General features: G+C 63.4%; 19 protein-coding genes. 6 read left to right on the forward strand and 13 right to left on the reverse strand.

The window, feature by feature from the left end; translation table 11 throughout:
- Positions 1-15: 15 nt before the first annotated feature.
- Both FQ775_RS13490 and FQ775_RS13495 read right to left on the reverse strand, forming a co-directional pair.
- Positions 16-1263: a M20 family metallopeptidase gene (locus tag FQ775_RS13490; RefSeq protein ID WP_146301238.1), complete on the reverse strand. Its 1248-nt coding sequence runs from the start codon at positions 1261-1263 to the stop codon at positions 16-18.
- Positions 1260-2474, reverse strand: a complete 1215-nt coding sequence (locus tag FQ775_RS13495) for an ROK family transcriptional regulator (RefSeq protein WP_206064750.1) — start codon at positions 2472-2474, stop codon at positions 1260-1262. The genes FQ775_RS13490 and FQ775_RS13495 overlap by 4 nt, the downstream gene beginning before the upstream one ends.
- Positions 2475-2693: 219 nt before the next feature.
- Here FQ775_RS13495 and FQ775_RS13500 point away from each other — a divergent pair, with 219 nt between their 5' ends.
- Positions 2694-2927, forward strand: a complete 234-nt coding sequence (locus FQ775_RS13500; RefSeq protein WP_146301239.1) for a DUF3329 domain-containing protein — start codon at positions 2694-2696, stop codon at positions 2925-2927.
- Between the two features lie 23 nt (positions 2928-2950).
- On the opposite strand, the gene FQ775_RS13505 is transcribed toward FQ775_RS13500, so the two are convergent.
- From FQ775_RS13505 to FQ775_RS13530, 6 genes are all read right to left on the reverse strand, one after another.
- Positions 2951-3799 carry an ATP-binding cassette domain-containing protein gene (locus FQ775_RS13505; RefSeq protein ID WP_146301240.1) on the reverse strand — a complete coding sequence of 283 codons (849 nt, stop codon included), beginning with the start codon at positions 3797-3799 and terminating at the stop codon, positions 2951-2953.
- Positions 3792-4706, reverse strand: a complete 915-nt coding sequence (locus FQ775_RS13510; RefSeq protein ID WP_146301241.1) for an ABC transporter ATP-binding protein — start codon at positions 4704-4706, stop codon at positions 3792-3794. Before FQ775_RS13510 ends, FQ775_RS13505 begins: the two co-directional genes overlap by 8 nt.
- The gene (locus FQ775_RS13515) at positions 4703-5551 is read right to left on the reverse strand and encodes an ABC transporter permease (protein WP_146301242.1); all 849 of its coding nucleotides are present in this window, start codon (positions 5549-5551) and stop codon (positions 4703-4705) included. Before FQ775_RS13515 ends, FQ775_RS13510 begins: the two co-directional genes overlap by 4 nt.
- Positions 5544-6551: an ABC transporter permease gene (locus FQ775_RS13520; protein ID WP_146301243.1), complete on the reverse strand. Its 1008-nt coding sequence runs from the start codon at positions 6549-6551 to the stop codon at positions 5544-5546. The genes FQ775_RS13515 and FQ775_RS13520 overlap by 8 nt, the downstream gene beginning before the upstream one ends.
- A gap of 77 nt (positions 6552-6628) precedes the next feature.
- On the reverse strand, positions 6629-8158 hold the full coding sequence (locus tag FQ775_RS13525) for an ABC transporter substrate-binding protein (protein ID WP_146301244.1): 1530 nt from the start codon (positions 8156-8158) through the stop codon (positions 6629-6631).
- 100 nt (positions 8159-8258) lie between these two features.
- Complete coding sequence (locus FQ775_RS13530; protein ID WP_146301245.1) at positions 8259-9833, reverse strand: phytoene desaturase family protein; 1575 nt, start codon at positions 9831-9833, stop codon at positions 8259-8261.
- A 114-nt stretch (positions 9834-9947) separates the two neighbouring features.
- Here FQ775_RS13530 and FQ775_RS13535 point away from each other — a divergent pair, with 114 nt between their 5' ends.
- From FQ775_RS13535 to FQ775_RS13555, 5 genes are read left to right on the forward strand one after another with little or no spacing between them, the layout of a single operon-like run.
- Positions 9948-10739 (forward strand): cyclase family protein, encoded by a 792-nt coding sequence (locus FQ775_RS13535; RefSeq protein WP_146301246.1) that lies wholly within the window; start codon positions 9948-9950, stop codon positions 10737-10739.
- 17 nt (positions 10740-10756) lie between these two features.
- On the forward strand, positions 10757-12331 hold the full coding sequence (locus FQ775_RS13540) for a phytoene desaturase family protein (RefSeq protein ID WP_146301247.1): 1575 nt from the start codon (positions 10757-10759) through the stop codon (positions 12329-12331).
- A complete protein-coding gene (locus tag FQ775_RS13545; protein ID WP_146301248.1) occupies positions 12328-12813 on the forward strand; it encodes a MarR family winged helix-turn-helix transcriptional regulator in 486 nt (161 codons plus the stop codon). The genes FQ775_RS13540 and FQ775_RS13545 overlap by 4 nt, the downstream gene beginning before the upstream one ends.
- A gap of 11 nt (positions 12814-12824) precedes the next feature.
- Complete coding sequence (locus FQ775_RS13550) at positions 12825-14975, forward strand: thiamine pyrophosphate-dependent enzyme (RefSeq protein WP_146301249.1); 2151 nt, start codon at positions 12825-12827, stop codon at positions 14973-14975.
- On the forward strand, positions 14972-16543 hold the full coding sequence (locus tag FQ775_RS13555; RefSeq protein WP_146301250.1) for an indolepyruvate oxidoreductase subunit beta family protein: 1572 nt from the start codon (positions 14972-14974) through the stop codon (positions 16541-16543). Before FQ775_RS13550 ends, FQ775_RS13555 begins: the two co-directional genes overlap by 4 nt.
- A gap of 42 nt (positions 16544-16585) precedes the next feature.
- On the opposite strand, the gene FQ775_RS13560 is transcribed toward FQ775_RS13555, so the two are convergent.
- The 5 genes from FQ775_RS13560 to FQ775_RS13580 form a co-directional block, all read right to left on the reverse strand.
- The gene (locus FQ775_RS13560) at positions 16586-17143 is read right to left on the reverse strand and encodes an NADPH-dependent FMN reductase (RefSeq protein ID WP_146301251.1); all 558 of its coding nucleotides are present in this window, start codon (positions 17141-17143) and stop codon (positions 16586-16588) included.
- A 2-nt stretch (positions 17144-17145) separates the two neighbouring features.
- Positions 17146-18459, reverse strand: a complete 1314-nt coding sequence (locus FQ775_RS13565) for a TRAP transporter large permease (RefSeq protein WP_146301252.1) — start codon at positions 18457-18459, stop codon at positions 17146-17148.
- Positions 18456-18914: a TRAP transporter small permease subunit gene (locus tag FQ775_RS13570; RefSeq protein WP_246730121.1), complete on the reverse strand. Its 459-nt coding sequence runs from the start codon at positions 18912-18914 to the stop codon at positions 18456-18458. The genes FQ775_RS13565 and FQ775_RS13570 overlap by 4 nt, the downstream gene beginning before the upstream one ends.
- Before the next feature lie 135 nt (positions 18915-19049).
- Positions 19050-20126, reverse strand: a complete 1077-nt coding sequence (locus tag FQ775_RS13575) for a C4-dicarboxylate TRAP transporter substrate-binding protein (protein WP_146301254.1) — start codon at positions 20124-20126, stop codon at positions 19050-19052.
- 21 nt (positions 20127-20147) lie between these two features.
- Positions 20148-20531 (reverse strand): YciI family protein, encoded by a 384-nt coding sequence (locus tag FQ775_RS13580; protein ID WP_246730122.1) that lies wholly within the window; start codon positions 20529-20531, stop codon positions 20148-20150.
- Positions 20532-20543: the final 12 nt, after the last annotated feature.

Consider the following 20543-nt stretch of genomic DNA (forward strand, 5'->3'; position numbering starts at 1 on the left):
GGTGTCCGGCGACGCTCAGGCGACGCCGCAATAGTTCGCGATGAAGACTGCGAAGGCGACGACGCCGGCAAAGTATTCCTCGACGTCGACACGCTCCTCGAATGTGTGGCAGTTGGTGATATCCCCCGGCGCGCAATAGACCGCCGGCGTGCCGATCTCGTTGATCAGGAACGGTGATTCTGACCAGTAAGGCGCGCCCTGGATGGCACCGCGCCCTGCAATCGTCGCCTCGAGAGCGGCGGTGAGCAATCCGACCTCGGTTAGCGAGGCATCGATCTCGGCCGGCGACCCGCCATGGCTGTGATCGCGCCCGGCAGGATAGGCAATCTCGACCGAGATTCCCTCCTCCTCCGCGCCGTCCCGGATCACGGTTTCGAGTTCGGCGACGGCCGCATCGAGGCTTTCGCCCGGCAAGAGCTTGCGGATCAGCGAGAATTCGCATTCGCCCGGCACGGCAATGAACCCGCCGCCTTCGATGCCGGTCACCAAGGCGAAGGCGCGCCCGACGAGGTCGTGACTTGCCCTGGCTGCGATCTCGTCGGAATGGCGCCAGACGGCGGCGAGCGCGCGATGCGTGGCCTTCAGCGCGTCGACGCCCTGTTCCGGAACGCCGAAATAGGCCGATTTGCCGGTAATCTTCACGTCGGCGATGAAAAAGCCCATCTGGGCGGCGTAGACGGCGAGCCGCGTCGGCTCGACATAAACGGCGAAGTCGGGCTTGCTGATCTCGCCGGCGGTGACGCGCGCGGCATAATCCTTGACGCCGGCACTGACGCCGGTCCCAGGTTCGCCGCTTTCCTCATCACCGATGAAGGCGTAGGCGAGATCGCCCTTGAGCCGGATACCAGCCGCATCAAGCAGGTCGAGCGAGGCCAGCGACGCAGCGATGCCAGCTTTCAGGTCACCGGTGCCGCGACCCCACATCGCGCCGTCGACGATTTCGCCGGCGAACGGATCGCCCCGCGGATCGTCCTGCCAGTGCTCGGCCCAGCCGCGCACGTGAACGGTATCGGTGTGGCCCATGAACAGCAGGCGCGGCCCACCGCCGGCGCCCTTGCGTTCGCCCCAGATGTTCGGCCGGCCGGGCAGGAAGTCCGCCAGTTGCGGTGCGAGCGAAAGGGCCGTCATCCGCTCGTCCAGGTAGCTGACAAAGTTGGCTTCGTTGCCGGTCACGCTTTGCCGCGCCACGGCACCACGCAGCAGGTCGATCGCGGCATCGCGGTTGAGGAGTGGTGTCAGGCGCTGGGCAAGGGTCGCCGTCATTGCGCTGCCTCCGTGAGCCTCACGACCTCGGCCGGCGGCAGCGCGATCGCGGCGCCGGGCACGCCGCCGGAAAAGAGCGCCGCGTGCAACTGGCTGAGCCCGACCGCCGCGCCGCCGACAATCGCGGTGCGTGCGCCGAGTTCCGACACACCGATCTCGACCGCATAGGGAAAGCATGCCGGGACGAGGGGCCTGATGCGCGAGACCAGTTCCTCGCGCGAACCGATCGAGCCACCGAGAATGACCTTGCCCGGATTGGTGACCGCGCAGATCGCGGCAATGGCGCGCGCCACGTAACGCGCGGTCTCGTCGAGTACCTGGATGGCAGCGCCCTCGCCCGCCGCGGCGGCCTCGAAGATGTGTGGAACGTCGGTGTCGGCGCCGGACAGCTCCCGGTAGCGGGCACGCATGCCGGCCGTCGCGGTAACGCGTTCGAGCGCGCCGGTCCTCAGCGAGGCGGCGTCGAACGGGTCGGCGCCAAAGGGCAGGAAGCCGAGTTCGCCCGCCGCGCCGCCGAAACCGCGCACCAGTTTGCCGTCAACCATGATGCCGGCACCGATGCCGGTGCCGAGCGCCACATAGGCGAGGTCGTCGACGCCGGCGCCGCCGCCGATCCAGTGCTCGCCGAGGACGGCGAGGTTGACGTCGTTTTCCAGGATGATGTCGACGCCGAGTTCGGCGCCAAGCGACGCCTCGACATCGATCGTGTCAAAATCGGCGATGTTCGGCGCCATCACCACCCGGCCCGACTTGCGGTCCGGCACGCCCGGCACGCCGATGACCGCGAGACGCACCTTGTCGAAGGCGATGCCGTTGTGCTGGGCGGCCTCGCGGCACATGCGCGCGATCTGGCGAACGACATGGATGCCGCCGCGCCTGTCGGTCGGCTCGGTGACCTCGGCCAGCACCCGGCAGGACAAATCGGCGATCGCCGCCCTCGCCTTGGTGCCGCCGAGATCGACGGTAGCGATGCAGGCCGCATCGGGTACGATCTCGTAGGTGACAGCGGTGCGGCCGACATGACCGCTGGTGCGGCCGGTCTCGCGAATCCAGCCATCGTCCTCGAGTTGGCGCGCGATCTCGGAGATGGTCTGCTTCGACAGCCCGGTCTGCTTGGCGATGCTCGCCCGGGAGATCGGTCCGCAATGGACGATCGTCTCCATGACGGTGCAGAGCGAGAATTGGCGAGAGATACGTGGAGTGTCGTTCACGGCGCTTCTTTTAGTTCGTTCTCTAACCGAACTAATTGCACAACGTGATCCGCTTGTCAATGCGCAGTGCTCGATGTCGTCGTGACGGAGGAAGGCAGTCTTTCGCATCATTGACGCGAATGTCTAGAGTTGTTGGGTCAGGGTCCCAAGGCTATTGAAGGGATCGGCAAGCTGTTCGGTTTGGAGACTAGCCGTCGAAACCCTGGTAGCAGAAGCAAAATGACCAAGACCCCTTTGAAAAGCGCATTCGATCTCAACGATCCGTTCTTCAAGCCGCTCTGGCTGCGGGCGTTGATCGTGGTCGCGGCGATCGGCTGGGGCGTGTTCGAATTCGTCTCCGGCGCGGCGTTCTGGGGAACGTTGTTTTGTGCGATAGGAGCCTATGCTTTCTACGGCTTCTTCATCGTTTTCAACCCACGAGAGCCCGACGACAAGGGCAAGACGTCGGAGTGACAGGTGACTGCCGGTGCGGCCAGTCAGTTCCTCGCAGCGGCCCCGGGAGCGTCAGCCGGCTCACGGCGCAACCAATCCGGATCGACCTCGGGCAGCGGGATCGCTTCAATCAGCTCACGGGTGTAGGGATGCCGCGGATTGTCGAAAAGGCCGTCGACAGGCCCCGCCTCGACGATCTCGCCATTCCGCATGACGATCACCTGCCTGCATAGCCGCCGGATGACCGAAAGATCGTGGCTGATGAAAGCGACCGTCAGACCCATATCGGTCGCCAGCTTTTCGAGCAGCGTCAGTATCTGCGCCTGGGTCGACACATCGAGCCCGGACACGATCTCGTCTGCCAGAACGAATTTGGGCGACAATGCCAACGCCCTGGCGATGCCGACACGTTGGCGCTGGCCGCCGGAAAGCTCGTGGCGATAGCGGCGGCCGAAACTCTCGGGCAGGCCGACGCGGATAAGCGCTTCGGCCACCCGTTCCGCGGTGCGGTCTCGAATGCCGTTCCTGACCAGCGGCGCCGCGATGATGGAGCCAATGGTCAGGCGCGGATTGAGCGAAGACATCGGGTCCTGGAAAATCATCTGCAGGTCACGGCGGAGTGGTCTGAGTTCTCGTTCGTCGAGATGGGCGATGTCGCGTCCATCGAACAATACGCTTCCCTCCATCGGCTCGAGAAGCCGTACAAGCGCCCTGCCCAATGTCGACTTGCCGGAACCTGATTCACCGACAATGCCGGTAACCGATTGGGCCGGCAGGTCGAAATCGAGTCCCTTCAGGATTTCGACCTTGGGCGCGGTGCCGAAAAGCGGCTTGCGGGTCATGTCGGGCAGAGCGACCTTCAACCCGCGCACCTTGAAAAGGAGGTCAGCCATGATCCGGCCTCCGGGCCGCACCTGCCGAACCATCACCTGCGGTCCATACGCTGTCGGCCTCGGCGATCTCCGCGGTGAGCCCGGCCAGCACGCCATCGTCGACCGGAGCCAGCGAAGCGAATGGATCGGTGTAGCGCGGTGTAGCGGCCATCAATGCGCGTGTGTAAGGATGTTGGGGGGCGGCGAAAAGCGTCTCCGTGTCGGCTTCCTCGACAATCTTTCCCGCATAGAGCACCGAGACCTTCTGGCTGATCTTCGCGACGACGCCCAGATCGTGGGTCACGAAGAGAATGGCCGTGCCGCGGTCGCGTTGAAGTTCGGCCAGAAGCCGCAGAATCTGCTTTTGCACCGTAACATCAAGCGCAGTGGTCGGCTCGTCGGCCACGATCAGCCGCGGCTCGCCGGCAAACGCTGCGGCGATCAGGACGCGCTGCCGCATCCCACCCGAGAGCTCGTGCGGGTAACTTTTCAGAACGCGTTCGGGCTCGCGGATGCGAACCTCGTCCAGCAATTGTCTGACGCGTGCCCTCGCGGTCGTTTCCTGCCAGCCCAGAATCCTCGTCAATCGATCGGTCATCTGCGGGCCGATACGCCGCGACGGATTGAGGGCGGTGAGCGGATCCTGCGGAATAAGGGCGGCGCGTTCGCCGATCAGGCGGCGGCGCACTGTTGCGTGCAGGCTGCCCAGATCGGTGCCTTCCAGTATGATGCGGCCGCCGCAAATGTTGATGCTCTGCGGCAGCACGCCAAGCACGGCCTTGCCGATCATGCTCTTGCCGGCGCCGCTTTCGCCAACCAGCGCGTGCACCTCGCCCGGCGCGACGCTCAGCGATACCGAGCGCAGCACCCGCATCCCGTTGGCAAGCACGGCGCTCAGATCGGAGATTTCGAGACAGGGCACGCTCATCGCAACACCGGGTCGAAGCGTGCCTTGAGGCCTTCGCCGAACTGGCTGAAGGAAAGTACGGTCAGGAAAAGGGTGATGAGTGGAAACACCAGCACCCACCAGGCGTGGTGAATTGAAAGCCGCCCCTCGGCAATGAGGCCGCCCCAGGTCGGGTCGTCGGTCGAGATCGATAGATTCACGAAGGAGAGGATCGCCTCGACGATCACGGCGATCCCCATCTCCAGCGACAGCAGCGCGACGACGGAAGGCAGGACGTTTGGCAGCACCTCGCGCGTCATGATGGCGAGGCGCCCGAAACCGGCGATGCGGGCGCTTTCGACATAATCCATGCGCGACTGGCTCATGGCCTCCGCCCGCACCACCCGGCAGAATCGCGTCCAGTCGATCACGGCGATGGCGATGATGACGGACCCAAGCCCCGTACCAAGGACGGCGACGAGGAGGATCGAAAACAGCACTGGAGGGAAGGACATCCACACCTCGACGATCCGCGATACGATGCGGTCGGTCCAGCCACCGAAATAGCCGGCCAAGAGGCCGAGGACGGATCCCACGATGCACGCCGCCGTCGCGGCCGCGAAGGCAACGGTAAAGGCGATTCGCCCGCCATAGATGAGACGCGAAAGGAGATCCCGACCGAGGCTGTCGGTGCCCAGCCAATATCCGGGCTCGGCTCCCTCCAGCCAGAAAGGCGGCAGACGCTCGAACAACAGATCCTGGGCAAGCGGGTCGTGTGGAGCAATCAGTGGCGCAAGGACCGAGGCAAGCAACATGAAAAGCAGCCAGCCGCCGGCAAGCCTGAGACGCACGTTGGGACGTCGAACCGGGATCGACACGTCAGCCATGGCGGAGCCTGGGATTGAGCAGCGTGTACAGCATGTCGACGACAAGGTTCACCAGCACGAAGATCAGCGCGAAGACGAGCACGATGCCCTGGATCAGCGGCAGGTCCCGGTTGATGACGGCGTCGATCGCCATGTTGCCGAGGCCCTCATAGGAAAAGAGCCGCTCGACGATGACAGTGCCACCAATCAGGAAGGTGAATTGGACACCGATGAGCGCCAGCGTGGGCAGGGCCGCGTTCTTCAGCGCTTCGCGGAGGATCACCTGTGTTTCGGAAAAGCCCTTCACGCGGGCAAGCACCACATAGTCGACCGCCATCAGTTCCTTGAGCGACTGCTTGAGCAGTTGCGAAATGATTGCTGCCAGCGGCAGTGATAGCGCCAGCGCCGGCATGAACATGTGACTGACAAGGTCCCGTATCAGGTCAAAGCGCAGCCTGACGATGCTTTCCAGCAGATAGAACTGCGTCACGAACGGAAGATCGAGGCGGGGCGATATGCGCCCGGAAATCTCGAAGACCGGCCAAAGGACGCCGAAGAGCAGAATGAGGACAAGGCCCCACAGGAAATCGGGGATCGACAGTGCGACGCCGTTGGCCACGTCGATGCCAACCTCGACGGCCGTCCCGCGCTCACGCGTGCCGAGGATGGCGAGTGGCCCGCCTATCGCCAGCGCGATCAGAAGGGCAACCACGGACAGTTCCAGCGTGGCCGGCAGCCGACCCAGCACCAGTCCGAGCACGTCCTGCCGGAGAGAGATGGAGGTGCCGAAATCGCCCTGCACGACGCCGGATATCCATATGAAGAACTGTTCGATGAGCGACTTGTCGAGACCGTAAAGCGCACGCAGTCGCTCGATATCCTCCTGCGTCGCGCCGGGCGGCAGCATCATTGCGATCGGATCGCCCGGCGCAATGCGGATGACGACGAAGACCACAATCGCGACACCGAACAGCGTGACGGCCATGGTCAGGAGGCGGATGAGAATTCGCTGCAGGATCATGCTTGCCCGCACGTGGCGCAGAATAAACGCGCGCCGCCTTGTCGAAAAAGCGGCGCGCCTTGCTTGTTAGCCCTGGATCAAGCCGGAGTCATCAAGGCGGGCAACAGCGCCCCCGACTTGTGCGGAACGACGTTCACGCTGTCCGAGTGCACGATTGGCTGGGCATATTGCAGCAATGGCAGCACATAGGCGTTGTCGGCGATCAGCTTCGACACCGCCTTCCAGCCCGCAATGCGCTTGTCTTCGTCCGCCTCGCCCCACAATGGGCCGATCGCGTCGATCACATCCTGGCCGTCCCAGACCGAATGCGGGCTCGGACCGAACATGGCGAAACCCGTCGACGTCGTCGGGTCGCCGATGGAGTTGCCCCAATTGTAGAAGGCGGCCGGTGCCAGCGTATCGGCGGCGCGGAGTTCATAGTGCTTGGCAATCTCGTAGACCTCGATGCTGGCCTCGATCCCGACCTTGCGCCACATGCCGACGATGGCCTGGACCATCTCGTAGTCCTTGGGCTTGAAACCACGCGTCGTCTGGATGGTGAACTTGACCGGATTGTCGGGCGAATAGCCCGAGGCAGCGAGCAGTTCCTTGGCCTTGTCCGGGTTGTGTTCAACCGTGATCGAGGGATCGAATGCGGCATATTCCGGCGTCTCGAGCGTATCGATCGGCAGGCCGTATCCCCGCAGCAGGCGGTCGACCAGTAGCTTCTTGTCGACCGCCAGCACAGCTGCCTTGCGGACATTGGCGTCGAGCATCACATCGATGTCGTTGAAGAAGATCATTCCGATGTCGGAAACGGTTTCGCAGGCGCCGGAAAGCCCTTCCTTGGACGTCAGGCGATCGTATTCCTCATAGGGAATTTCCAGCGTCACCTGCGAGGAGCCGGATTCGATCTCGGCGACGCGGCTCGCGGCGTCGGGCACGAACTTGATCGTCACGTTCTCGAATGCCGGCTTGCCGCCCCAATAGTTCGGATTGGCCTTGAGACGAAGGAAAGCGTTTTGCTCGAAACGTTCGACCATATAGGGGCCGGTGCCGATGGGCGCCTTCTCGAACCCCTCGGGGCCGACCTTCTCGTAATATGCCTTCGGCATGACGTAGCCGGTGAGGAACGACATCCACTTGAACAGCGTCGGATCGAACTGGATCACGTCGCCGGTGATCTTGTTGCCGTCGACCCTGAAATTGCCGACGTTCTTCCAGACGAACTGGATCGGATTGCCGGTTTCCGCCTTGCCGGCGCGCTCCAGAGACCAGACGATGTCATCCGCCGTGAAGGGCGAACCGTCGTGCCAGGTCACGCCGTCGCGCACTGTCATCATCACCTGGCTGCGGTCGTCGTTCCAGCCCCATTCGGTGATCAGCCCCGGCGCGAAGGACAGGTCAGGCTTGTTCAGAATGAACTGGTCGAAGACAGACTGGTAGAAGCCCTGGATGGTCGGGTTCACCGCCGAGGGACCGACAGTCGGATCCCAGGACGGCAGATTGACGTTGTAGGCAATCGTGAGTTCGCTCTCCTGCGCGGAGGCGATGCGCGGCATGCCGAGTGCAGCCACACCAAGCGTGGATGCACCGTAGCCAAGCAATTTGCGTCTGTTGAGTCTCATTGCGGTTCCCCTGTGCGTTGTGATTGCCGTGTTCCTCTGGCACCGAATGGGAGGGCTTTCTTTCGCTAGACCATTTTCGATCGAACGGTGTCTGCCCTCATCACCTCCCGCCGAGCTGCTGAGCCAGCAGGAAGCCTGAGCCCGCGCCGGTGCCGGCTCCGGGCCAGGTCGCCGCGCCGACAAGGTGCAAGCCCCGGATCGGCGTGTTCCAGCGCGCAAAGCCCCGCGCCGGGCGAAACATGAAATTCTGAGCGATGTGGTGGCTGCCGCAGATCTGGTCACCCCCGACCAGATTGGGATTCTCTCGTTCCAGATCGGCAGGCGAGAACACCGAGCGACCGAGTATCTTGCGCTTGAGCCCGGGCGCATAATTCTCGATGATGCTGATGACGCGATCTGCGTAGCGCTCCTTGATCTCGTCCCAATGGGCCGCGTCGAGCTCGCCCGCGGCATCACCACCGACCTCCGCTGGCAGCATCCTGACCTGCACCCACAAAACATGTTTTCCGGCGGGTGCGCGCGACGGGTCGACGACCGTCGGTTGCCCGACCACCAGCACCGGCTCGGCAGGCAGCAGGCCTGCCAGGGCATGCTGATAGGTGCGCGCCATGGCGTCGAGGGACGGCGACAGGTGCACGTAGGCAAAGTCTTGGAGTTCGGCCCCGGCGCGCCAGTCCGGGAGCCCGTCGAGCGCCAGATGGATCATCATCGTGCCGGGAGCGTGCCGGAAACTCCGTGCAGCCTTGTCGAAGCGCGTATCGCCGGAACCGCCCGGCAACAATCCGCCGGCGAGCGCTGCCGGAGCCACGCCGGCGACAACCGCCCTGCTTGCCTGGTGCGTTTCGCCGGATGCTAGACGCACGCCGGTCGCCTTGCCTCCGGTCGCGGTGATCTCAACGACTTCCGCGCCGGGAACGATGGTGCCACCGGCGGCGGTCACCATTCCGGCCAGCGCCTTTACCATGGTGTCGGCGCCGCCCTTGCCCAGCATCATGCCGAAGCTCTGGTTGGCCATGGCTTCGAGATATGGAAATACAGCACCGCCCGCGATGTCTGGTGCAAAGTCCAGATGCATGCCCCATGCGGCCAGGGCCGCCTTCAGATGGGCCGACTCGAAGTTTTCGTCGAGCCACGCGCGCGGTGACGAAAGCAGCAGCCGCACAGTGTCGAGCAGGCCGCCCGTGCCCTGCTTGCGCCACGCCTTCCATCCGACCCCGGCAAGCGCACGCACGCTCATTGGCGAACCGAGCACCCCGACGATATGCTCGGCCCGCGCCGGAAAGTCGGCAACAAGCCGCCGCCAAACCTCTGCATCGCTGGCCGAAAAGTCAGCGATCAGCGACGCGGTCTTTTCAAGGTCGGTTCCGACCCCGAACCAGCGGTCGTCCGGAAAAGCGCTTGCGAAGCAGGCGCTCGCCGGAACGAACTCAAGTCCATGAGTTTTCAACTCATCTGCATATTTTGCATGGAACGCAGAGCCGGCGAACAGGCTCAGGTTCATAGCGCCAAGGTCGTGGCGAAAGCCAGGCAAGGTGACCTCGCGCGTCTGAACCGCACCGCCAATCGCCTCGTTTCGCTCGAAAATCGTGACTTTCCAGCCTTTCGTGGCCAAGTGCGCGGCGCACGCGAGGCTGTTGTGGCCCGATCCTATGAAGATTGCGTCGAAGGCGCCCAAGCCCGCTCCAATCCTTTAAGCTTGAAGGAGATAATTGCATAATCATATATTTTCGTCTAGTAGCAACGAGGTGGGTCAGGCCCGCGAATTCCTGCTGGAGAGGGAGCGTCTTTCATGAACACACAGACCATTCTTGGCGATCTGGCCGGTCAGCTCCTCTCGGGGCAAGTTGAGGTCGTGGACCTTGCGGCAACGCTCGGGCCGGACACGCCACTGCTCAAACTCCCGCCTGAGCTTGCGGTCGACACGCCCAAGATCGAGATCCACACCATTTCGGAATACGACAAGAACGGGCCGTTCTGGGCCTGGAATTGGCTGAAGCTGGGCGAACACTCTGGCACGCATTTCGACGCACCGCACCATTGGATCACCGGCAAGGATTTTGCCGACGGCTACACCGACACCATTCCGGTGAAGAACTACGTCGCGCCGGTCAACGTCATCGACTGCTCGGCACAGTCCGCCGCCGACCCCGACTTCCTGCTAACGGCCGACGGCGTCAAGGCATGGGAAGCCGAGCACGGTGCCATCCAATCGGGCGAATGGGTGCTGATGCGCACCGACTGGGACAAGCGCAACCATTCGGAAGAGCTGTTCCTCAACGCCGACGAGAACGGGCCGCACTCGCCGGGACCCACCGTCGACTGCATCGAATACATCCTCGAACGGGGCGCGATCGGCTGGGGAACGCAATGCATCGGTACCGATGCAGGCTCGGCCGGTGGCATGGAGCCGCCCTTCCCCGCACACAACCTGCTGCACAAGGCTAACAGATATGGCCTCGCCAGCCTGGTCAATCTGGACAAGCTGCCTGCCAAGGGCGCCATCCTGATCGCCGCGCCGTTGAAGATCGCCAGCGGCACCGGGAGCCCCGTGCGGGCTCTGGCTTTGGTGCCGAAAGGCTGAGCAGCGGCAGGGTCGCGATGGACAAGCCGGACCACGTTATCGTCGGCAGCGGCATCAACGCGCTGGTCTGCGCGGCCCTCCTCGCCGGCGACGGCGCCAGCGTGCTGATACTGGAGCGCAACGACCGCATCGGTGGCTGCATCCGGACCGAACAGGTGACGGCGCCGGGCTTCGTCCATGATGTCATGGCGACGACTTTCCTTCTGTTCGTCACCTCGCCGGCCTATGCCGTGCTGGGCGAAGACCTGGCGCGACACGGACTGGAGTTCTGCAATTCGGACATTCCGACCGGCGTGTTGCGCCCGGACGGCAGCTATCTGATTCAGCGGACAGACCAGGCGGCCAATATCGCCGCTTTCAACAAGGTTATGTCCGGCGACGGCGATCAGTACGGTCGTGACGTCGGGGATGTCGCGCAGAATGCCGGTCTGCTGTTCGGCCTCCTCGGCGGCAACCTGTGGTCCAGCGCGACCATGAAGTTGCTCGCAGCGGAAGCCTGGCGGCGTGGCCCACGCGGCCTTGCCGGGTTCCTGGGCGGAGCACTCGTGCCCGCACGCGGCTGGCTGGAGACCTCGTACCAGTCGGACCTGCTTTGTGCCTTGTGGGCGCCCTGGGCCCTTCATGCGGGACTCAATCCCGAGGACGCATTTTCCGGCCAGATCGCCAAGGTCATCGCCTTTTCACTCGAAGCGGCGGGGGCGCCGATCGTCAAGGGCGGCGCCCAAAGTCTGCTCGACGCTTTCGGGAAGCTGATTGAAGAGCGAGGCGGAGCGATCCGGACGGGCGCAGATGTCGCGTCAATCAAGGTCACGAACGGCCGAGCGACCGGCGTTAGGCTGGCCTCCGGCGACGAGATCACCGCCGCCAAGAGCGTCATCTGCTCGGTGACGCCGACGCAACTTTACGGACGGCTGCTTGAGGGAAATGCTCCCGAGCAAAATACGAATGCGGCGGCCAAATACAGATACGGCAAGGGCAATTTTCAGGTGCATTATGCCCTGAGCAAGGCGCCTGCCTGGCCCAGCGAAGAACTGGGCAAGGTTGCGCTCCTGCATCTCACCCCCGGTCTCGATGGCGTTTCCAAAGCCAGCAACGAGGCGGTCCGCGGATTGTTGCCGGAAGTTCCGACCATCTGCGTCGGCCAGCCCCATGCGCTCGACCCGTCGCGCTGTCCGGATGGTAAAGCCATCCTCTGGCTGCAACTGCCCGAGGCGCCACGGCACATCAAGGGGGACGCGGCAGGCAAACTCGATACACCGGCCGACGGCCGGTGGACCGAAACGCTGCGCGAAGCCTTCGCGGACCGCATCGAGGCGATACTTGCCAGCCACATAAAGGGATTCAGGGAGTTGGTGATCTCGCGGCGGGCGTATTCGCCGGCCGACCTCGAGGGAATGAACATCAATCTTGTCGGCGGCGATCCCTATGGTGGATCGTGCGCATTTGACCAATCCTTCGTCTGGCGGCCATTTGCGAGTTCGGTCAACCACCGCACGGCGGTGAAGGGCCTTTTTCATATAGGCGCGTCCACCCATCCGGGCCCGGGGCTTTCCGGAGGCTCCGGATTTCTGGCAGCGAAAGAGATCGCATGAACGAACGTTTGACCGCCGACGTCAAACCCGACGAGCCGCGCCTGGGCGAGATCGGCTTGCAGCAGTTCGCCCCCTATCTGATGAACCGCATCATGGGGCGCTACAATGCCTCGTTACGCGCCGACCTTGCCAAACTCGGATTGACGACGCCGAAGATGCGCAGTCTGGCCGTATTGTCGGTGGTTGGCGGAATTCAGATCAGCACGCTCGCGGTCTATGCCGTGGTAGAGCAGTCGACGCTTTCGCGTGCGCTCGATGCGCTGGAAACCGATGGACTGGTGCGACGGGCCCCGGATCCGGAAGATAGTCGCGCTACTCGCGTCTGGATCACTGAGGAAGGCAGGGCGGCCTTCGAGACCTTGTGGCCGACGATGCGCGGCAATTATGAAAGGATGTTCGCGGGCATCAGCGACGAGGAGCACGCGGCCTTTGTCGCCACGCTCCAGAAGATGCTCGCCAATATCCGCAAACATCAGTTCTGAGGAGGGCACCAGTGGCGGAACGCTCCTTCGCGAAAGAGGTGCAAAAACTCAGGCTCGGCGATGGCGAGACCTTTACCGGAGAGGGCATCCTCGCCATCACCAAGGCCCTTCTTCAATGCGGCGTCGGTTATGTCGGCGGCTATCAGGGCGCGCCGATCAGCCACCTGATGGATGTGCTGGCCGACGCGCAGGAGATCCTCGGCGACCTGGGTGTTCACTATGAGGCGAGCGCCTCCGAGGCCACCGCGACAGCCATGCTGGCCGCGTCTGTGCATTATCCGATCCGCGGCGCGGCCACCTTCAAGTCGACCGTCGGCACGAATGTGGCTTCCGACGCCCTTGCCAACCTCGCCTCGGGCGGTGTGACCGGCGGCGCGCTGATCATCGTCGGCGAAGATTACGGCGAAGGCTCCTCGATCATGCAGGAACGCAGCCACGCCTTCGCGATGAAAAGCCAGGTCTGGCTGCTCGACCCGCGCCCCAATTTGCCATCGATCGTTGCCGGCGTGGAGCACGGCTTCGAGCTGTCGGAAGCCTCGAACACACCCGTGATGCTTCAGGTACGCATCCGCTGCTGCCACGTGCACGGCTCTTTCGTAGCGAAGGACAACAAGCGCCCCCCGATGACCGTCGCGGATGCCCTCGAAAACCCACGGCGCGACACCGGGCGCATCGTCCTGCCGCCTGCTTCCTTCCTGCACGAAAAGGAAAAGATCAACAGACGGCTGCCGGCAGCGATCGACTACATCAAGCGCCACAGGCTGAACGAGACCTTCGGCGGCGAAGGAAAGGTCGGCATCATCTGCCAGGGCGGGATGTATAACGGGGTGATCCGCGCCCTGCAGCGGCTCGGCCTCGCCGATCTCTATGGCGAGACGGAGGTGCCGCTGCACGTGCTGAACGTCACCTATCCGCTTGTCGACGAGGAACTGGTCGCGTTCTGCGAGGGCAAGGACGCAGTGCTCGTTGTTGAAGAAGGGCAGCCCGACTATATCGAGCAGGCGCTAGGCTCGATGCTCTACAAGGCCGACGCAAGCGTCCTGCTCGAGGGCAAGGGACTGCTGCCCGAGGCCGGCGAATATACCGGGGATGCGATGCTGTCCGGCATCGGCGCCTTCATGCGCAAACATGCCGGTGCCATGCTTGCGCCCGAAATCCGTGCCCCCAACGAGCCCGCGCCGCCCGATTTCGACGACCTCGCCCGGACAGTCCCGGCGCGGCCGCCGGGTTTCTGCATCGGCTGCCCGGAGCGGCCCATCTTCGCCGCGACCAAGCTGACCGAGCAGGAACTGGGCAAGCACCACATTGCTTCGGACATCGGCTGCCACCTGTTTTCCATCATGCCGCCTTTCGAACTCGGCGCGACCACGATGGGCTACGGGCTGGGTCCCGCCTCGGCCTCGGCGTTCAATTCACCGGAAGCGAAGCGACGTTCGATCTCCTTCGTCGGTGACGGCGGCTTCTGGCACAACGGGCTGACCTCGTCGATCGGCAACGCCGTCTTCAACAAGAACGACGGCGTGATCGTGGTGGTGGACAACTACTATTCGGCCGCGACGGGCGGGCAGGACATCCTGTCGTCGCGCGCGACCAATCGAACGAAATCCACTAGGCACCCGATCACCGACGCCATCAGGGGTATGGGCGTGAACTGGGTGCGCCATATCGACCGCACCTATGATGTCGGCCGCATGCGACACGTCCTGAAGGAAGCCCTGACGACGCCCGAGAAAGGCCCGAAAGTGATCGTCGCCTCATCGGAGTGCATGCTCAACAGGCAAAGGCGCGAGGCACCACACAAGAAAAAGGCAATGGCGGACGGCAAGCGAGTCGTGCGCACCAAGTTCGGCGTCGATGAAGACGTCTGCACTGGCGATCACGCCTGCATGCGGCTTTCCGGATGCCCCTCGCTGTCGGTCAAGCATCTGGACAACCCGCTGCGCGACGATCCCGTAGCCGCGATCGACCAGAACTGCGTCGGCTGCGGCAATTGCGGCGAAGTCGCGGATGCCGCGGTCCTGTGCCCGTCCTTCTACCAGGCCGACGTTGTCAGCAATCCCACCGGTTGGGACCGGTTCTGGTTCGGGCTGCGGCGGCGGTTCATCGGCCTGCTGCAGGCCCGGCGTGAGCGACGGCGCCTTCTTTTCGGAACCGCCGCATGAGTCTAACGCTTCCTCAGCGCGAAGACCGTACGAAAGGAATCATCAAGCTCGCCGTGCTCGCGGTCGGCGGTCAGGGAGGCGGCGTACTTACCAACTGGATCACCGATCTCGCGCAGCGCGCCGGGTGGCATGTGCAGTCGACGTCGGTCGCTGGCGTCGCCCAGCGAACCGGGGCGACGATCTACTATGTCGAGATGGCGCCAAAAGACCCGTCACGGCAGGACGACTTGCCGGTGATGGCGCTGAGCCCGTCACCGGGCGACGTCGACATCCTGATCGCTGCCGAACTCGCAGAGGCGGGACGCGCGGTCTTGCGGGGCTTCGTGACGCCCGATCGCACCGTTCTGATCGCGTCCAGCCACCGCATGCTGGCGGTGTCCGAGAAAATCGTTCCGGGGGATGGCAGGGCGGATTCGGAAACGGTGCTCAAGCGAACCTCCGAGGCCGCTCGTCGCACCATACAGTTCGACATGGAAGCGTTGGCCCGGCAGGCCGGCAGCGTGATCTCGGCGAGCCTGTTCGGGGCCCTGGCCGGCTCCGGCGAGCTTCCCTTCCCGCGCAAGGCTTTCGAAGAAACCATCCGAGCCGGCGGCCGGGGCACGGAGGCGAGCCTTGCCGCTTTCGCGCTGGCATATGATCGTGCGGCCGGCACGGCTGGCGCTACCGCCGCCGTCCCCGGCCCAGCCCCAGTTCGCGGCGGCGTGAGCGGTCCCGGAGCGCTGATGGAGCGTTGGACTTCCTTGGCCCAGCGCGCCGCGGCACTGCCTGCGCCCGTCCAGGAGATGGCGAAACCCGGCCTCGCCAAGGTGGTGGATTTCCTCGACCCTGCCTACGGCGCGGAGTATCTGGATCGTGTCGAGCGCGTCGCCGCCGAAGATGCGGAAACCGAGGGGTGGGTCTTTTCACGCGAGGCCGCGAAATACATCGCCAATGCGATGGTCTACGACGACATCATCCGTGTCGCCGATCTCAAGACCAGATCGGCGCGCGCAGCGCGCGTGCGCGACGAGGTCGAACTCGGTGAAGGACAGATCCTCACGACCACGGAGTATTTTCATCCGCGCATGGAAGAGGTTTGCGGCGCTTTGCCCGTGCGGCTGGGAGCCGCGATCGAGGCACGGCCACGACTTATGCGCACGCTCAATCGCGTGGTCGATCGCGGCCGCAGGATCAGGACGGACGGCATCGTCGGCTTCGGCATACTGTGGGTTATCGGCGGACTTCGCCGCTGGCGCCGAAGCCTTCTGAGACACAAGGTCGAAGGTCAGCACCTGGAGGAATGGCTGGCTCGTGCTGACGAAGCGCGCCGAGCCGACTACGCCCTGGGGGTCGAGGTGCTGAAGTGCCGGCGCCTCATCAAGGGCTACTCCGACACGCACCAACGCGGATTGTCCAAATTCGATCGGGTCTTGTCCTGCCTCGAGCCGCTGCGCGGGCGCTCGGATGCCGCCGACTGGATCAGACGCCTGCGGGAGGCCGCACTTGCCGACGCCGACGGGGTCGCCCTCGACGGGGCGATCAGGACGGTCCGTTCCTTCACCGAAGAGCCAGGGAAAAGCACCGGCTGAATGCGGTGAATTCGCCTAAATATCGGCAGGAGCGGAACATCGCTATCGGCCCAAGGACTGCCGCGGACGTTCCCGAAGCGATTGCACAAAAGCGTCTACGCCTTCCATGAGGAAGGTCTTGATACCCTCATCGACAAGAGCGCCGTTCTCCACCTTCTTGTTCGCGAACGGAATGATGACCTCCTTGTGGACAAACGCACGCGCCAGCATGCCGTTGAGAATGTATTTCAGGTGGGATTGGGCGCGCACTCCACCCATTGCGCCGCCAGAGACGGAGGCGATGAAGACCGGCTTGTCCAGCATCACGGATTCATAGGCGGGGCGCGAAGCCCAGTCGATCGCGTTCTTCAGAACCCCGGGAACGCTGTAATTGTACTCCGGCGTCACAATGACGAGCCCGTCGGCCGCTTCAACGGTTGCCTTGAACGCCTGCACCACCTCCGGCTGCCCAAGATCGGCGTTGTAGTGGGGCAATGTCGCGATATCAAAGCGCAGCGGCTCGACGCTGTCACCGATGTCGCGACATATGGTTTCCACGACCGCGGTTGATGAGGATGCCTGCCGGAGGCTGCCCGACAGGCACAGGATTTTTGTCTTCATGTCTAAAGTCTCGCTAGCCAGGTGGCGATCGGTGGGAAGATGACGATGATCGCAAGGCCGACCATCATGGCAAACACGAACGGCATCGCGCCGAGGAAGATGTCGCTAATCTTGAGGTCCGGATCGTCGAGAGCAGCCTTGATCGTGTAGACGGACAGTCCGAAGGGAGGCGTCAGCAGACCGATTTCAACTGCGACGACCGTGAGCACGCCGAACCAGATAAGGTCAAAGCCCGCCTCCGTCGCGACCGGAAGCGCAATCGGCAGCAAGATCAGCATGATCGAGATAGAATCGATCAGAAAACCCATCACGATAACCAGGACCAGGAAAAGCAGCAGGAAGCCGTAGGGACCAATCGATCCGGCCAGCAGCGTCTGGGCCAGTGCGTTTGGCAGGCCGGACATGGCGAGCATGCGGCTGAAGAAAGTCGCGGCCATGATCAGGAACAATACCGAGACGGTCACTTGCCCCGTTTCGACCAGGAGATCCCAAAGCCGCGATGAGTTCAGCGAGCGCCGAAGCAGTGCGATCACTAGCGCGCCAAGCGCTCCAACCGCGCCGGCTTCCGTCGGGTTGAAAAACCCACCGTAGAGTCCGCCCAGAACCAGCGTCACCAACACGACGATCGGAATGCCCTTCTTCGCCGAATCGAAAACCGATTGCGGCTCCACGGCGAGTTCGTCGACTTCACCGGCGAACACCGACGACCGGCGCCATGTCGCGAGGATGAGGATCGTTACGGTGAACAGCAGGGAGAGCAGGAGGCCTGGGCCTACGCCGGCGAGAAACATCCTGCCGACCGACTCTTCGGCCAGCACGGCGTAGATGATCATCAAAAGCGATGGCGGGATCAGCATCCCGAGCACCGAACTGCCGGCGACCACGCCGGTAGAAAATCGGCGGCTGTAGCCATGGCGCGTCATCTCCGGCACCGCGACACGAGAAAAGACCGACGCCGACGCGATGGAGATGCCGGTGATGGAGGCAAATACGGCGTTGGCGAAAACAGTGGCGACGCCGAGCCCCGCCCTGACCCGCCTCAGCAGGCGTTCGAACAGGTCGAACGTGTCCTTGCCGACACCCGAGATGGTGACCAGGAGCCCCATCAGGACGAAGAGTGGCACGACGGCGAACAGATATTCTTCCAGACTGTCATTGGCGACCGAACCGATCATCCGGATCGCCACCACGTCGTTGCGGATCAGGGTCACGCCGGCGAACGACACGACGATCATGCCGATGCCGATCGGCATGCCGATCATGATTAGAACCACGAGTGCGACGATGCAGGCGGCGCCGATCTCCACGCCCGTCATGGCCGGTGTTCCCCGGCACCAGACGCCTTCAGGAAAGAGCGGACAGCCAGCACCACAAACTGAATCGCGGCGACGGCAACGCCTACCAGGATAAGGACGCGGAACGGCCACGTCTGCATCGTCATCACCACCGTGACGCCGATGAACTCCCGGTGTTCAATGTCTTTGAGGAGGATACCGTAGGTGGACCAGGCAATGGCGCCGCAGACTGCGGCCCCTGCCAGTTCCCACAGTCCCGAAAAGAAAGCCGCGGTGCGCGGGCTGCGGTTCTCCATGAGGGCGAGAAAGAATTCCGTGCGAGCCAGTCGGTTGTTTCGGACCGTTGTCCCGAGCTGCAGGTAGACGATCATGACGAGCGTCAGCGCCCCGAGTTCCGAAACGAGCGGCAGCGACCCACCGGTGATGTTTCGCGCAAACACGTCGGAGCAGATCATCGCCATCAACAGCGCGATCATGATCGTGCCCAGGGCGCCAAGGCCATCGACCGCACGTAGCCACAACAGATGCACTGTCCGTCGCCGGCGCCCCTCGGAGGCGCCGGCTTGCACCGGATCAGAGGCCATGTCTCTCCGACCCCTAGCGTTCAGCGACTACTCCTTGTCCCAATCGCGGACAGGGGTCTCGCCGCGCGAACGCAGGCCTTCCATGTAGGCCGCCAGGAAATCCTTGGCCGGAATGCCGCGTGACTCGACGTCGGCCGCCCATTCGGCCGCAATGTTCGGCATGCCGTTCACCCAAGCGGCGCGATCTTCCTGCGACATCTCGGTCATCGTCACCGGCGGATTCTGGTTGGCGCCGATTTCGAGCATTTTCTGGAACGCCGCCTCATGGCGCTCAAGCAAATCCTTGCCGTGCGCGTCCGTGTAGAACTTGCCGGCCTCGACCATCGCGTTCTGTACCTCTGCCGGCAGGCCGTCCCAGGAGTCCTTGTTGATGGCGACCGCGCCGGAGAATGCGACGCCGATATCCACGCGCTTGATGTAAGGGGCGACCTCGTAGAGCTTGGCCGGCAGCACGCCGAGCGCCAGCGACAGGACGCCGTCCGAAACGCCGGTCTGGATGTCGGTGTAGAAGGTGGTCAAAGCGCCATCGACCGGGTTCGCTCCGGTGCCGCGCAACCATGCGCCGAGCACGCCGGGGGCCGAGAGTTTCATGCCGTCGAGGTCGGCGAGACCGGAGATCGGTTCCTTGGTGTAGACATCGTAGCTGTCCGTGCCGGTGAACCCGAGAACCTTGAGATTGTACTGCTCCCATTCGTTGCGGAACGCTTCGTTGTTCTCGTAGAGGTCCCACATGACTTCGAGTTGGACAGGTGGATTGGCTGTAGCGAACGGTGCATAGCTCGATGCTTGGCTGAGCGGCAGCTTGGCGGCCTCCAGGAAAGAAAACACCCATCCCACATCCGTCACACCTTCTTCAACGGACGTCAGCGTGGCGTTCGCCTTGTACAGTTGGCCACCGAAAGCTTCCTGCCATTCAATCTTGTAGTTTCCCGACTCGGCCAGGATCCGGTCGGTCTCGGCCATGAAATGCGACTTGATCATTCCTACCCACGGAATGACCAGCGGATGGCTCGACGCCACGGTAAGGCTGACTGTCTCCTGCGCCATGACCGTGGCGGGAAAGGCGACGACACTTGCAAGCAGTAGTCCGGTTAGCTTCTTCATGACTTCTTCCTCCCTTTGAACCTAGAGGATCGAGAAGGTCTGGCTCGATTTGTCGAGGCGGACCGTCATCGTCCCTTCGTTGATCATCCACGGTCGCACCGTGAATGTCCGCGCGCCGCGCTTGTGCATGGGGTCGCGTTCGGCAATCGCGACAGCTTCCGCGCGCGATCCTGCACGGACCACGACCAGGCCGTCGCCTTCCCATGTCTGCTCGTCTTCCGACCACATTGGTCCCGCCGCGTACAGGACGCCCTCCCTTTCCAGAGCAACCTGGAAAGCAAGATGCTCTTCGAGGTTGGCCAGGATTGGCTCGATGCCCGCGGTCGGCGTCGTCGTGATGGCATAGAGCTGCTTTTGCAGCATCTCGCTTGATGCCTGCATCACGTCCTTGACCGGAATGCCCATCGCTTCGCCCTC

It is taken from the genome of Nitratireductor mangrovi (genome assembly GCF_007922615.2).
GTDB classification, from domain to species: Bacteria; Pseudomonadota; Alphaproteobacteria; order Rhizobiales; family Rhizobiaceae; genus Mangrovimarina; species Mangrovimarina mangrovi.